At 68.6% G+C, this 12,828-nt stretch carries 10 protein-coding genes, 1 tRNA gene, 1 other RNA gene and 1 pseudogene; 6 read left to right on the top strand and 7 right to left on the bottom strand.

What is annotated here, in order from left to right:
• The 3 genes from ACXAID_RS23370 to ffs form a co-directional block, all read right to left on the bottom strand.
• On the bottom strand, positions 1-1,724 hold a 1,724-nt coding region (locus tag ACXAID_RS23370), incomplete at its 3' end, for a DNA polymerase III subunits gamma/tau (protein WP_475024566.1).
• 26 nt (positions 1,725-1,750) lie between these two features.
• Positions 1,751-3,043, bottom strand: coding sequence for an aspartate aminotransferase type Ic (locus tag ACXAID_RS23365; RefSeq protein WP_475024567.1), 1,293 nt, complete (start codon positions 3,041-3,043; stop codon positions 1,751-1,753).
• A gap of 45 nt (positions 3,044-3,088) precedes the next feature.
• Positions 3,089-3,185, bottom strand: an RNA gene (ffs, locus tag ACXAID_RS23360) — signal recognition particle sRNA small type.
• Positions 3,186-3,279: 94 nt separating this feature from the next.
• On the opposite strand from ffs, the gene ACXAID_RS23355 reads away from it, so the two are divergent.
• The 4 genes from ACXAID_RS23355 (at position 3,280) to ACXAID_RS23340 (ending at position 6,347) form a co-directional block, all read left to right on the top strand.
• Positions 3,280-3,365: transfer RNA gene (locus ACXAID_RS23355), tRNA-Ser, on the top strand.
• A 56-nt stretch (positions 3,366-3,421) separates the two neighbouring features.
• Positions 3,422-4,168 carry a lipid uptake coordinator LucA gene (gene lucA / locus ACXAID_RS23350; RefSeq protein WP_475024565.1) on the top strand — a complete coding sequence of 249 codons (747 nt, stop codon included), beginning with the start codon at positions 3,422-3,424 and terminating at the stop codon, positions 4,166-4,168.
• Between the two features lie 46 nt (positions 4,169-4,214).
• Positions 4,215-5,228, top strand: coding sequence for a S1C family serine protease (locus ACXAID_RS23345; RefSeq protein WP_475024564.1), 1,014 nt, complete (start codon positions 4,215-4,217; stop codon positions 5,226-5,228).
• 51 nt (positions 5,229-5,279) lie between these two features.
• Positions 5,280-6,347, top strand: a complete 1,068-nt coding sequence (locus ACXAID_RS23340) for an NAD(P)H-dependent amine dehydrogenase family protein (RefSeq protein ID WP_475024563.1) — start codon at positions 5,280-5,282, stop codon at positions 6,345-6,347.
• 1 nt (position 6,348) lies between these two features.
• Here ACXAID_RS23340 and ACXAID_RS23335 read toward each other — a convergent pair whose 3' ends face one another.
• The 3 genes from ACXAID_RS23335 to ACXAID_RS23325 are packed head-to-tail and all read right to left on the bottom strand — an operon-like array spanning position 6,349 to position 9,004.
• The gene (locus ACXAID_RS23335) at positions 6,349-6,888 is read right to left on the bottom strand and encodes a hypothetical protein (protein WP_475024562.1); all 540 of its coding nucleotides are present in this window, start codon (positions 6,886-6,888) and stop codon (positions 6,349-6,351) included.
• Between the two features lie 27 nt (positions 6,889-6,915).
• Positions 6,916-7,965 (bottom strand): non-homologous end-joining DNA ligase, encoded by a 1,050-nt coding sequence (gene ligD, locus ACXAID_RS23330; protein ID WP_475024561.1) that lies wholly within the window; start codon positions 7,963-7,965, stop codon positions 6,916-6,918.
• Positions 7,958-9,004, bottom strand: a complete 1,047-nt coding sequence (locus ACXAID_RS23325; protein WP_475024560.1) for an ATP-dependent DNA ligase — start codon at positions 9,002-9,004, stop codon at positions 7,958-7,960. The genes ligD and ACXAID_RS23325 overlap by 8 nt, the downstream gene beginning before the upstream one ends.
• Before the next feature lie 58 nt (positions 9,005-9,062).
• Here ACXAID_RS23325 and ACXAID_RS23320 point away from each other — a divergent pair, with 58 nt between their 5' ends.
• On the top strand, positions 9,063-10,136 hold the full coding sequence (locus tag ACXAID_RS23320; RefSeq protein WP_475024559.1) for an ATP-dependent DNA ligase: 1,074 nt from the start codon (positions 9,063-9,065) through the stop codon (positions 10,134-10,136).
• 99 nt (positions 10,137-10,235) lie between these two features.
• Positions 10,236-12,590 carry a sulfatase-like hydrolase/transferase gene (locus ACXAID_RS23315; protein WP_475024558.1) on the top strand — a complete coding sequence of 785 codons (2,355 nt, stop codon included), beginning with the start codon at positions 10,236-10,238 and terminating at the stop codon, positions 12,588-12,590.
• Between the two features lie 7 nt (positions 12,591-12,597).
• Here ACXAID_RS23315 and ACXAID_RS23310 read toward each other — a convergent pair.
• Positions 12,598-12,828 (bottom strand): annotated as a pseudogene (locus ACXAID_RS23310) (hypothetical protein); the annotation flags it as partial.

The following is a 12,828-nucleotide window of genomic DNA, read 5'->3' as shown; positions in this document are numbered from 1 at the left end:
GGTTCGGCCGGCTGACGGGGCGGGTCGGCGGGCGGCGGCTGGGCCGGCGGTGGCGCGGTCCCCGTCTCGCACCGGATCCTCCAGTTGACACCGAGCGCATCCCGCAACGCCTCGGCGATGACGTCGGCGTTGCGCTGCTCGGAGAGCCGTTTGGCCAGCGGCGCGGACTCGTGGCTCAGGATCAGGGTGTCGTCCTCGACGGCCCGCACGATCGCGCCCGCCAACATCACCTCGGTGGTGCGGCTGCGCTCACGCACCTTCTCCCGCACCGTCGACCACATGCTGCGCACCGCGGCGGCGTTGGGCTGGCCTGCGGCCGGTGCTGTCGCCGCGGGCGCCGCAGGGGAGGCCGGCTCCCGAGGTTCCGGCGCCGGCGGCGGTGACGGTGTTGGTGTGACCGGCTCGGGTTCAACGGCTTTCCGCGGCGGGGCCGCAGATGCCGGTGGCGGTGGTGTCGGTGGGGTCTCCGCCGGCGTGTCGGTGTCACGGGGGGCTTCGCGCACGGTCTTGCGCACGTACTGCTTGGGCGGGGCGACTGCGGCGGGAACCTCGTCGCTGGCCGGGATGGACATCTCGAGGCGCTTCTCGATGCGTTCCACCCGCTGCAGCAGCGCGGCTTCGGTGTCGGCGGCCGACGGCAGCAGCAGCCGGGCGCACACGACCTCGAGCAGCAGCCGTGGCGCGGTGGCTCCGCGCATCTCCCCGAGACCCTCGTGCACCACCTCGGCGTAGCGGGTCAGGGTGGCGGTGCCCAGTTGCGCGGCCTGTTCGCGCATCCGGTCCAGAACGTCCTCGGGACCGTCGACCACTCCGCGGGTCACCGCGTCGGGCACCGCCTGCAGCACGATCAGGTCGCGGAACCGTTCGAGCAGATCGGTGGCGAACCGGCGCGGGTCGTGACCGGCGTCGACGACTCCCTCCACCGCCCCGAACAGCGCCGCGGCATCCCCGGCGGCCAACGCGTCGATCGCGTCGTCGATCAGGGCGATGTCGGTGGCTCCGAGCAGAGCCAGCGCACGCTGGTAGGCGACCCGGTTGCTCTCGGCCCCGGCCAGCAGCTGATCGAGCACGCTCAGCGTGTCGCGGGGCGAGCCGCCGCCGGCGCGGATCACCAGCGGGTACACCGCGTCGTCGATCTGCACCTGTTCGGAGGCGACGATCTTCTCGATCAGCGTGCGCATCGTGCGCGGGGCCAGCAGCCGGAACGGGTAGTGGTGGGTGCGCGACCGGATGGTGGGCAGCACCTTCTCCGGCTCGGTGGTGGCGAAGACGAAGATCAGGTGCTCCGGCGGCTCCTCGACGATCTTGAGCAGTGCGTTGAAGCCCGCGGTGGTGACCATGTGGGCCTCGTCGACGATGAAGATGCGGTAGCGCGACTGGGCGGGCGCGTAGAACGCGCGGTCACGAAGCTCACGGGTGTCGTCCACGCCGCCGTGGCTGGCCGCGTCGAGTTCGACGACGTCGACGTTGCCCGGGCCGTTGGGGGCGAGCGCGATACACGAGTCACACACCCCGCACGGGCTGGCCGTCGGGCCCTGAACACAGTTCAGCGACCTGGCCAGGATCCGCGCCGAGGAGGTCTTCCCACAGCCACGCGGCCCCGAGAACAGGTAGGCGTGGTTGATGCGGCCGGAGTCCAGAGCGGTCGACAGCGGCTCGGTGACGTGTTCCTGGCCGATGACTTCCGCGAAAGTCGCCGGGCGGTACTTGCGGTAGAGAGCCACGGAAGCAGGCTACCCACCCGGTCCGACTACTTCTCGGGCACGCCCGGCAGCAGCGCCTCAGTCGCCGACAGCAGCGTGCACGTCGCGAGACCCTCGATAGCCTCGCGCAGGTCGGAGGAGTTGGGGAACGTCGGAGCGATACGGATGTTCTTGTCTTCCGGGTCTTTTCGGTACGGGAAGGAGGCCCCTGCCTCGGTCACCGCGATGCCGGCCTCCTTGGCCAGTGCCACCGTGCGCTTCGCGGTGCCGGGCAACACGTCCAGGCTGATGAAATACCCGCCCTTGGGTTCGGTCCAGGAGGCGACCTTGGAGTCCCCCAGCCGGTCGGCGAGGATCTCGAGCACCAGCGCGAACTTGGGTGCCAGCAGTTCCTGATGCCGCCGCATGTGCACACGCACCCCGTCGGCGTCGCCGAAGAACCGCACATGCCGCAGCTGGTTGACCTTGTCGGGGCCGATGGACTTCTTCCCGGCGTGCTGCAGGTACCAGGCGATGTTGCCCAGCGATCCACCCAGGAAGCTCACCCCGCCGCCGGCGAAGGTGATCTTCGACGTCGAGGCGAACACCAGCGGGCGGTTGGCGTGGTTGGCCGCCGCGGCCAGACCCAGCACGTCGACCTGGCGGGGAAACTCGTGGGTCAGGGTGTGCACCGCATAGGCGTTGTCCCAGATAAGCCGGAAATCGTTTGCCGCGGTTTCCATTTGAACGAGCCGCCGGACGACCTCCCACGAGTAGGTGGTCCCGGTCGGGTTCGAGAAGACCGGGACGCACCACATGCCCTTGATCGCCGGATCGACCGCGACCAGTTCCTCGATCAGGTCGACGTCGGGCCCGTCCTCGCGCATCGGAACCGGGATCATCTCGATGCCCAGGCTCTCGGTGATAGCGAAGTGCCGGTCGTAGCCGGGCGCCGGGCACAGGAACTTCACGCCGGGCCCGTCACGCAGCTCATCGATCCAGGGCCGCGCCGAGTCCACCCCGCCGTACAACAGCGAGAACACCACGACGTCGTGCATCAGCTCGAGGCTGGCGTTGTTTCCGGCGATCAGGTTGGGCACCGGGATGCCGAGCAGCTCGGAGAAGATCGCCCGCAGTTCGGGCAGGCCGTGCAGGCCGCCGTAGTTGCGGGTGTCGGTGCCGTCCCCGTCCCGGTAGGAGTCCTCGGCGCCGCCCGGAAGCGTCAGCAGCGCGTTGGACAGGTCCAGCTGCGACGGAGCCGGCTTACCGCGGGTGAGGTCCAGCGCCAGGCCTTTGGCCTGCAGCTGAGCGTAGTTCCGCTGCTGCAATTCATGCTGGGCGAGTAGTTCGTCACGGCCCATGGACTGAAACGACACCGCGCGCCTTTCACCGTGGGGACTCGGGAAGGTAAGGGGACCCCGCGCACCCGCCAGAGCCCGTTGACCCTTGCTGCCTTCCGGCCCTGGGGGAGTTCACAGGATGGACGCCGCGCGGGGTCCGGCACCGAGTCTATAGCCCGGCCCCGGCGGCTTGTCGGCGAGGAGCGTCGTGGGGCGGTTTTGGTGGGTGGGCGGGATGGTCGGCTACCATGGCCCGCGGAGGATTCGCCTAGTGGCCTATGGCGCTCGCCTGGAACGCGGGTTGGGTTAACAGCCCTCGCGGGTTCAAATCCCGCATCCTCCGCTCTCGCCCGGGGTTGCGGCCCCGCCGCACCCCGGGCAACACGATCGAGGAGGCTTATGGGCCGCACCGTCGCGGTGATCTGGCACGCGTCGTTCTCCCTGGCCGCCGGTGTCCTTTACTTCTTCTTCGTCCTGCCCCGCACCCCCGAGTTGCTGGGGCAGACGTCCACCACGCTGGGAACGGCGATGCGCATCGTCACCGGCGCCCTCATCGGCCTGGCCGCGCTTCCGGTGGTGTTCACACTGCTGCGCACCCGCAAGCCGGAGCTGGGCACCCCGGCGATGGCACTGAACCTGCGGACCTCGTCGATCGTGCTGCAGGTGCTGGCAGGGGTGCTGATCATCGGGGCCGCGATCAGCGAGATCTGGTTGTCGCTCAACACCGCGGGACAGTGGCTGTTCGGCATCTACGGCGCCGCCGCGGCGATCGCCGTGCTCGGGATGTTCGCCTTCTACCTGGCTTTCGTCGCCGAACTCCCGCCACCGCCGCCGAAACCGCTGAAGGTCAAGAAGCGCGCGGCCAGTAACGACGAGGCCGACGAGGCCGATACCCAGGCTGACGACACCGACGAGGCCGGCGAGGCCAGCGGGGCTGAAGCCCCGGCTGATAATGAACCGATCGTGACATCCGAGAGCAAAGCCGACGAGGAAGCCTCGGCCGACCCCGACACTGAGCGGGATGCTGATGACACCACCACCCCCGGTGCGCCCGGCGACAAGCTGCAGAATCGCCGACCGACCGGCAAGACGACGCTGCTCGGGCGCCGCAAGAAGTCGCGCGGCGGCGTTGCGCTCGAGGACTGAGCGGGGCGGGCCACATCGACAGCGGCCGACCACGCCGCCACTATTGATGCGTATGGCCCCGTTGAGACCGCTTCGACTGCTGCCGATCGCACTGGCAGCAGTCCTCGCGCTGACCGCCCCGGTGGCACCGGCCGCCGCGGCGCCCGGTGACCCCATCGCAGCCGCGGACGCTGCCGAGCCCTCGGTGGTGCGCCTCGACACGGCTGTCGACTACCAGGGCGTCACCGGCGCGGGCGCCGGAATCGTGCTCGACCCCAACGGGCAGGTGCTGACCAATTTCCACGTCGTGCAGGGGGCCGACCGGATCACCGGCACCGTGGGCGGCCGCGACTACCCGGCCCACCTGGTCGGCTACAACCGGGATCGCGACATCGCCGTCATCCAGTTGGTCGGCGCCGGCGGCCTGCCCCCCGCGATCATCGGCGACTCGAACATGCTGGTTCCCGGTGAACCGGTCGTCGCACTCGGCAACGCGATGGGCAGCGGGGCACCGCTGACCCGTGAGGTCGGCACGGTCACCGGATTCGGGCGCACCGTGGAAGCCGAGGACACCCTGACCGGGATCTCCGACGAACTGAGCGGGCTCATCGAGTTCGCCGCCCCGGTACGCGCCGGCGACTCCGGCGGCCCGGTCGTCAACGGGGCCGGGCAGGTCGTCGGCATCACGACGGCGGCGTCGGTCAACTTCCGGATGGGTCCGGGCGGCAAGGGCTTCGCGATCCCGATCAACGATGCGATCGGCATCGCCGGCCAGATCCGGGCCGGCATCCCCTCCGAGGGCGTGCACATCGGCCCCCCGGTGCTGCTGGGGGTTGGCGTGCGCACCACACCGCGCAATGCGCCCGGGGTGCTGATCCAGGACGTCATGGTCGGCGGGCCCGCCGAGACGGCCGGCCTGCGCGCCGGCGACATCCTGCTGTCCCTCGACGGGGTGCCGCTCGATTCGACGAACACGCTGACCAGCGTGCTCGACCGGCACTATCCCGGCGACGTGATCGATGTGACCTGGATCGACAGCACCGGGGTGAATCGCAACGGCAAGGCCGCGTTGACCCCATAGAAACCCCGGAAACCTCCCGGCCGGCAGAGCTCGAAACCCTATGCTGAGCGAGTGCCCAACACTGCCTCGTATCGAGTCGTCCAGTGGACGACCGGAAATGTCGGAAAGAGCTCGGTCGCCGCGATCGCCGAGCACCCCAACCTCGAACTGGTCGGCTGCTATGCCTGGTCGGACAGCAAAGTCGGTCGCGACGTCGGCGAACTGGCCGGCATCGAACCCGTCGGGGTAAAAGCCACCAACGACGTCGAGGCGCTGCTGGCGCTCAAACCGGACGTGGTGGTCTACAACCCCATGTGGATCGACGTCGACGAACTGGTGCGCATCCTCGAAGCCGGCGTGAACGTGGTGGCCTCGGCGTCGTTCATCACCGGAGGCAATCTGGGCGGCGGGCGCGACAAGATCGCCGAGGCATGCCAGCGCGGCGGTTCGACCCTGTTCGGGTCCGGGGTCAGCCCCGGCTTCGCCGAACTGCTCGCCATCGTGGCCGGCACCGCATGCGACCGCATCGACAAGGTCACCATCGCCGAATCCGCCGACACCACGCTCTACGACTCCCCCGACACCGAGCGGCCCGTCGGCTTCGACATGGCCATCGACGACCCGGATCTGGCCCCGATGGCGGCCAAGGGCACCGCGGTGTTCGCCGAGGCGGTACAGCTCGTCGCCGACGCGCTGGGCATCGAGCTCGACGAGATCACCTGTGTGTCCGAGTACGCCCAGACCACCGAGGATCTCCCGATGGCCTCGTGGACCATCAAGGCCGGTCACGTCGCCGGCGTGTACGCCAGCTGGCAGGGCATCGTCAACGGCAAGACGGTCATCGACATCAACGTCCGCTGGAAGAAGGGCCAGACCCTGGACCCGGACTGGAAGCTCGACGGCGACGGCTGGAAGATCACCATCGACGGACGGCCCACGGTGAACATGTCGGTCGGTTTCCTGCCCCCGCAGGACATGATCGAGAACGCCAAGACGCTCGAGGACTTCTTCGTGCTCGGCCACATCATGACCGCGCTGCCGCCGATCCACGCCATCCCGGCCGTCGTCGCAGCGGCCCCCGGGATCGCGACCTACAACGACCTGCCGCTGCCCATGCCGCGCGGCGTCGTCACGACCTGACCTACGCCGGCGGGGTCCCGGCCGGCGGTGCGTCAGCGGCGGGCGGGACCTCGGCGGGCGGCGGCATCCCCTCCGGCGGGCCGCCTTCGAAGACCCGCACCACGTTGGCCTGGAGCTGAGCCCCGGGGGGGCCCTCGACAGTGACGTCCTTGAGGATCTGGGCCGTGTCACCCTCCACGGTGAAACTGCCGGGCTGGGGCTCGTGACCCCCGACGACCTCGTACTCCACGGTGAACGGGGCCTCGGGGAACGGATGGAAGCCCATGTACTCGGGATCGATGGTGTAGGTGTACACGCACGCGCCCGCCGGATCGCAGTTCTCGGCGGTGACCACGACGCCGACGAGGAACTCGTCTGCGGTCGGCACCGACGGCTCCGGTGGCGGCGGCGGGGTCCGCACCGGCGCCGCGGCCTGCTCGTCGGGACTGCTGAAGATCACGAACGACGCGATGCCGATCCCCGAGGCGACCATCCCGAAGATGGCTACGGCGGCGAGCAGCTTGCGGACGACCGTCCACCGCCCTGCAGATCCGGTCGGCATGCACAGCAGGGTATCGGGCCGCCCGGGCTAGTCCGGCACGCGGTTGCCGTGTTCGTCCCAGTGCGCCGCGACTTTCTTGCTCGGCTGCACCCGCGGCGGCTCGCCCGGCATCTTCGGATAGCTGGGCGGATACGGCAGATCGCCGAGCCCGCGCTCCTCGTCGGCGGCCACCATGTCCAGCAGCGGCTCGATCGACTGCGCGACAGAGTCGATGCCGGCCCACGGATCGGGGCGGCCGGCGACGAAGTCGGGCACCGTGGCGATCGTGTAGTCGTCGGGGTCGGCGTCGCGTAGCTCGTCCCAGGTCAGCGGCGTCGACACGGTGGCGATCGGGGTCTTGCGCGCCGAGTAGGCCGAGGCGAACGTGCGGTCGCGCGCGTTCTGGTTGTAGTCGATGAAGATCCGCCGGCCGCGTTCCTCTTTCCACCACGATGTCGTCACCGCCTCCGGCGCCCGCCGCTGAACCTCGCGCGCGAGCGCGATCCCGGCCCGGCGGACCGCGATGAAGTCCCAGTCGGTGGCGATCCGCAGGAACACGTGCACGCCGCGTCCGCCCGAGGTCTTCGGATAGCCGGTCAGCCCGAGCTCGTCGAGCAGCGGCTTGAGGACGCCGGTGGCGACGTCGGCGGCTTCGGCAAATCCGGTGCCGGGTTGCGGGTCCAGGTCGATGCGCAGTTCGTCGGGATGCTCGGTGTCCGGGCAGCGCACCTGCCACGGGTGCAGCGTCACCGTGCCCATCTGGGCGGCCCAGATGATGGCCGAGGGGTGGGTGACCTTCAGCGCGTCGGCGGTGCGGCCGGACGGGAACGTCACGGTGCACGTCTCCAGGTAGTCGGGGTGCTTCTGCGGGACGCGCTTCTGGTAGATCTCCTCCCCCTCGATGCCGTCCGGGAAACGCTGCAGGTGCACCGGCCGGTCGCGCAGCAGCCGGACCATGTGCGGCGCGACCGCCAGGTAGTAGTCGACCAGCTTGCCCTTGGTGCCCCCGGCACCGAGCTCGGGGAAATACGGCTTGTCCGGATTGGTCAGCCGGACCGTGACGCCGTCGACATCCAGTTCTTTCGCAGGGCTAGCCATCACGGGACTCCAGCACGTCGTCGAGGTCGTAGTTCAGCGGTACGTCGAGCTGGCCGAAAGTGCAACCGGCAGGGTCCCGGTCGGGCCTCCAGCGCAGGAACTTCACCGCGTGCCGAAAGCGCAGGCCCTCCATCTGGTCGTAGGCCACCTCGCAGACCCGCTCGGGACGCACCGGTATCCAGCGTTTGTCGGCCGCCGAGTTCCACCTGCTGGCTTCGCCGTCGCGGATGTCGTCACCGAGTCGCAGCGGCTCCAGGTCTGCCAACAGCGCCAAGCGGGCCTTCGCGGTGAAAGAGGCTGCACCGCCGACCATCTGGAGTTCTCCGTCATCACGGTAGAGCCCCAGCAGAATCGATCCGATGCCCGTACCGCTCTTGTGGATGCGGTAGCCCATCGCCACGCAGTCGGCGTCGCGGTGATGTTTGACCTTCACCATCTCCCGCTTGCCGGGGAGGTAGGCCCCGTCGAGGCGTTTGGCGATGATCCCGTCGAGGCCCGCGCCCTCGAACTCCTCGAGCCATCGGGCGCCGAGTTCGGGAACCTCGGTGGTGCGGGTGACGTGGCACCACCGGTTCTCGTCGACGGCGCCGAGCAGGGCTTTCCGGCGCTCCCGGAACGGGGCACGCAGTAGCGAGTCGCCACCGACGGCCAGCGCGTCGAAGCCGATGAAGTGCGCCGGGGTCTGTTCGGCGAGCAGCCGGACGCGGGACTCGGCGGGGTGGATGCGCTGGCTCAGCGACTCCCAGTCCAGCCGGGTTCTCCCGGCGATCTCGCGCGGGACGACGACCTCGCCGTCGAGCACGCAGCGCGGGGCCAGTTCGTCGCGCACCGCGGCCAGGACGTCGGGGAAGTAGCGGCCGAGGTCCTTGCCGCTGCGGGAGATCAGGGCCACCTCGTCGCCGTCGCGGAAGACCAGCGCCCGAAAGCCGTCCCACTTCGGCTCGTACGACCAGACGCCGGCCTCGGTCGGCACCGTCGTCTGCGCCTTGGCCAGCATCGGCTCCAGCGGCGGCTGCACGGGAAGGTCCACAAAGCCCATTCTTGCCTGCATGCTCTGACAGACTCGGCAGTCCGGACCAAATCATCGGAGGGGCATCGTGCAGTTACCCGTGATGCCTCCGGTGTCGCCGATGCTGGCGAAGTCGGTCCGCTCGATCCCACCGGACTGCTCCTACGAGCCGAAGTGGGACGGGTTCCGCTCGATCCTGTTCCGCGACGGCGACGAGGTCGAGCTGGGCAGCCGCAACGAACGGCCGATGACACGCTATTTCCCCGAGTTGGCCGATGCGGCCCGCGCCGAGCTGCCGCCGCGTTGTGTGATCGACGGTGAGATCGTCATCGCGACCGGCGACGGTCTGGATTTCGAGGCGCTGCAGCTGCGGCTGCATCCGGCCGCGTCGCGAGTGCGGATGCTGGCCGGGCAGACCCCGGCGCACTTCATCGCGTTCGATCTGCTGGCGCTCGACGACAGCGACTACACGGCGCGACCGTTCGCCGAGCGCCGGGCAGCGCTGCTGGGTGCGCTGTCCGGCGCGGGGCCGACGTTTCACGTCACACCCGCCACCACCGACCTCGGCACCGCGACGCGCTGGTTCGACGAGTTCGAGGGGGCGAGACTGGACGGGATCGTCGCCAAACCGCTCGACGGCACCTACACGCCCGACAAGCGAACGATGTTCAAGATCAAGCACGTCCGTACCGCCGACTGTGTGGTGGCGGGCTACCGGCTGCACAAGTCGGGGCCCGACGCGATCGGTTCACTGCTACTCGGGCTGTATCGCGAGGACGGAAGGCTGGCCTCGGTGGGGGTGATCGGCGCGTTCCCGATGGTGCGGCGCCGCTCCCTGTTCACCGAGCTGGCCCCGCTGGTGACGACGTTCGACGATCATCCGTGGAACTGGGCGGCCCAGGTGGCGGCTGATCCGGAGCTCGGGCGCCGGTACGGTGGCGGCTCACGCTGGAACGCGGGCAAGGACCTGTCGTTCGTGCCGCTGCGTCCGGAACGGGTGGTCGAGGTCCGCTACGACCACATGGAGGGTGAGCGCTTCCGGCACACCGCGCAGTTCAATCGCTGGCGCCCGGACCGCGATCCGCGCTCGTGCACCTACGACCAGCTCGAGCGTCCGGTCACCTTCCGGCTCGACGACATCGTTCCCGGGCTCACCGGGTGAACACTCGACACAACCGCTGCCCGGGCAGTAGTGGCTGCCTTAGAGTCGGGAGCGACGATCAAGATCAGATGACTCAACAGCGGCGATAGGCGAGACGACGTGGCGCAGCGAACCCACTTACCCATTCCTACCCCGTCCCGCACCGGGTTGATCACCTATGACGCCAAGGACCCCGACACCAGCTATCCCCCGATCGTGCCGGTACGCCCGCCCGACGGCGCCCCGAACATTCTGGTCATCCTGCTCGACGACGTCGGGTTCGGAGCCTCCAGCGCATTCGGTGGCCCGTGCGCGACCCCAACTGCGGAGCGCCTTGCCGCCGGCGGCCTGCGTTATAACAGGTTTCACACCACAGCCTTGTGCTCACCGACCCGGCAGGCGCTGCTGACCGGACGCAACCACCACTCGGCCGGCATGGGTGGAATCACCGAGATCGCGACCGGCGCACCCGGGTACAGCTCGGTGCTGCCGAACACGATGTCGCCGATCGCACGCACGCTGAAGCTCAATGGCTACAACACCGCGCAGTTCGGCAAGTGCCACGAGGTGCCGGTGTGGGAAACGAGTCCGGTCGGTCCGTTCGACGCCTGGCCCACCGGCGGGGGCGGGTTCGAGTATTTCTACGGGTTCATCGGCGGCGAGGCCAACCAGTGGTATCCCACGCTGTTCGAGGGAACCAATCCCATCGAGGTCGACCAGACCCCCGGTTATCACTTCATGGAAGACATGACCGACAAGACGATCGGGTGGATCGGCCAGCAGAAGGCGCTCGCCCCGGATCGGCCGTTCTTCATCTACTTTGCGCCGGGAGCCACCCACGCACCGCACCACGTCCCCAAGGAGTGGGCAGACAAGTATCGCGGCAAGTTCGACGACGGCTGGGACGCGTTGCGCGAACGGACCTTCGCTCGGCAGAAGGAGATCGGGGTGATCCCGCCGGACTGCGAGTTGACCGCCCGCCACGCGGAGATCCCGGCCTGGGACGAGATGCCCGACGACCTCAAGCCCGTGCTGCGCCGCCAGATGGAGGTGTACGCCGGCTTCCTCGAGTACACCGATCACCACGTCGGCCGACTCGTCGACAGCCTGCAACAGCTCGGCGTCCTCGACGACACCCTGATCTACTACATCGTCGGAGACAACGGTGCGTCCGCCGAGGGCACGATCAACGGCACGTATAACGAGATGCTGAATTTCAACGGTATGGCCGCGCTCGAAACACCCGAGTTCATGGCCGAGCGCATCGACGAGTTCGGCGGGCCGGACTCCTACAACCACTACGCAGTGGGCTGGGCACACGCCATGGACACCCCTTACCAGTGGACCAAGCAGGTGGCCTCACACTGGGGCGGCACCCGCAACGGCACGGTCGTGCACTGGCCGGGCGGGATTGAGACAGGCGGTGAGATGCGTTGGCAGTTCCACCATGTGATCGACGTGGCCCCGACGCTGCTGGAAGCGGCCGGGCTACCTGAGCCGTTGTTCGTCAACGGTGTGCAGCAGCACCCCATCGAGGGGACCAGCATGCTGTATTCGTTCAACGACGGCTCCGCCGCCGATCAGCACGAGACCCAGTACTTCGAGATGTTCGGGAATCGCGGTATCTACCACAAGGGTTGGACCGCGGTGACCCGACACAAGACGCCTTGGCTGCTGGTCGGCGAGGAGGTGCCGGAGTTCGACGACGACGTCTGGGAGCTCTACGACACCACCACCGATTGGAGCCAGGCCCGAAATCTGGCCGATGAAATGCCCGAAAAGCTGCACGAATTGCAGCGGCTGTGGCTGATCGAGGCCACTCGTTACAACGTGCTGCCGCTCGACGACGACCTCACGCGGCGCTTCGATCCCGACCTCGCTGGACGCCCCGTGTTGGTTCGGGGCAACAGCCAACTGCTGTTCGGCGGAATGGGCCACCTCTCCGAGAACAGCGTGTTGAACCTGAAGAACAGGTCCCACTCGGTGACCGCCGAGATCGTGGTGCCCGACACCGGGGCCCAGGGGGTTATCGTCGCCCAGGGCGCCAACATCGGTGGCTGGAGCCTCTATGCGCACGGCGGCAAGCTCAAGTACTGCTACAACCTCGGCGGCGTCAGGCATTTCTTCGCTGAGTCCCAGGACCCCCTGCCCGCCGGCGACCACCAGGTGCGGATGGAATTCGACTACCGCGGAGTGGCTCCCGGCGGCGGCGGGACGGTCACGCTTTACGTCGACGGGAACCTGGTGGGAAGCGGTGAGGTCGAGGCCACCCTGCCGGTCATCTTCTCCGCCGACGACGGCTGCGATGTCGGGCTGGATTCCGGATCCGCGGTATCCCCCGACTACCGCCCCGGAGACACCGCGTTCAGCGGAATTGTGAAGGGAGTGCAGCTCGCGGTCGCGGACGCCGCGGTCGCCGAAGACCATCGGGTAGCGCCGGAAGACGCGCTTCGCGTCGCGATGGCACGCCAATAGCAGCCCGTCAGAACGGGGGTGGGTCGTCGCCATGGTCGGGTCGGTATCCGGGCGGCCGATCCAGCGATCTTCGGATGACGTCTGAACGTACCTGCTGTTGACGATCCCGGCGGTGGTGCTTTCCGCTGCCCTCGGCTGCCGCGGCGCGGTCGAGTTCCCTGTGGGCGGCGTTGAGTTCGCGTTCGCGGGTGATGTAGGCCGCTTTGGCTTGGGTGCGAGTGTGGCGGCGTAGCGGCAT

This window comes from Mycobacterium sp. ABE4_509 (assembly GCF_056160785.1).
The sequence above is the reverse complement of the archived record's forward strand: the minus strand, read 5'-3'. Positions and strand labels throughout refer to the sequence as shown.

What these genes read in the sequence shown, in the direction of transcription:
- ACXAID_RS23365 (WP_475024567.1), bottom strand. Translation starts at nt 3,043, where the DNA reads ATGGGCCGTGACGAACTACTCGCCCAGCATGAATTGCAGCAGCGGAAC.
- lucA (WP_475024565.1), top strand. Translation starts at nt 3,422, where the DNA reads ATGGGCCGCACCGTCGCGGTGATCTGGCACGCGTCGTTCTCCCTGGCC.
- ACXAID_RS23345 (WP_475024564.1), top strand. Translation starts at nt 4,215, where the DNA reads ATGCGTATGGCCCCGTTGAGACCGCTTCGACTGCTGCCGATCGCACTG.
- ACXAID_RS23335 (WP_475024562.1), bottom strand. Translation starts at nt 6,888, where the DNA reads ATGCCGACCGGATCTGCAGGGCGGTGGACGGTCGTCCGCAAGCTGCTC.
- ligD (WP_475024561.1), bottom strand. Translation starts at nt 7,965, where the DNA reads ATGGCTAGCCCTGCGAAAGAACTGGATGTCGACGGCGTCACGGTCCGG.
- ACXAID_RS23325 (WP_475024560.1), bottom strand. Translation starts at nt 9,004, where the DNA reads ATGGGCTTTGTGGACCTTCCCGTGCAGCCGCCGCTGGAGCCGATGCTG.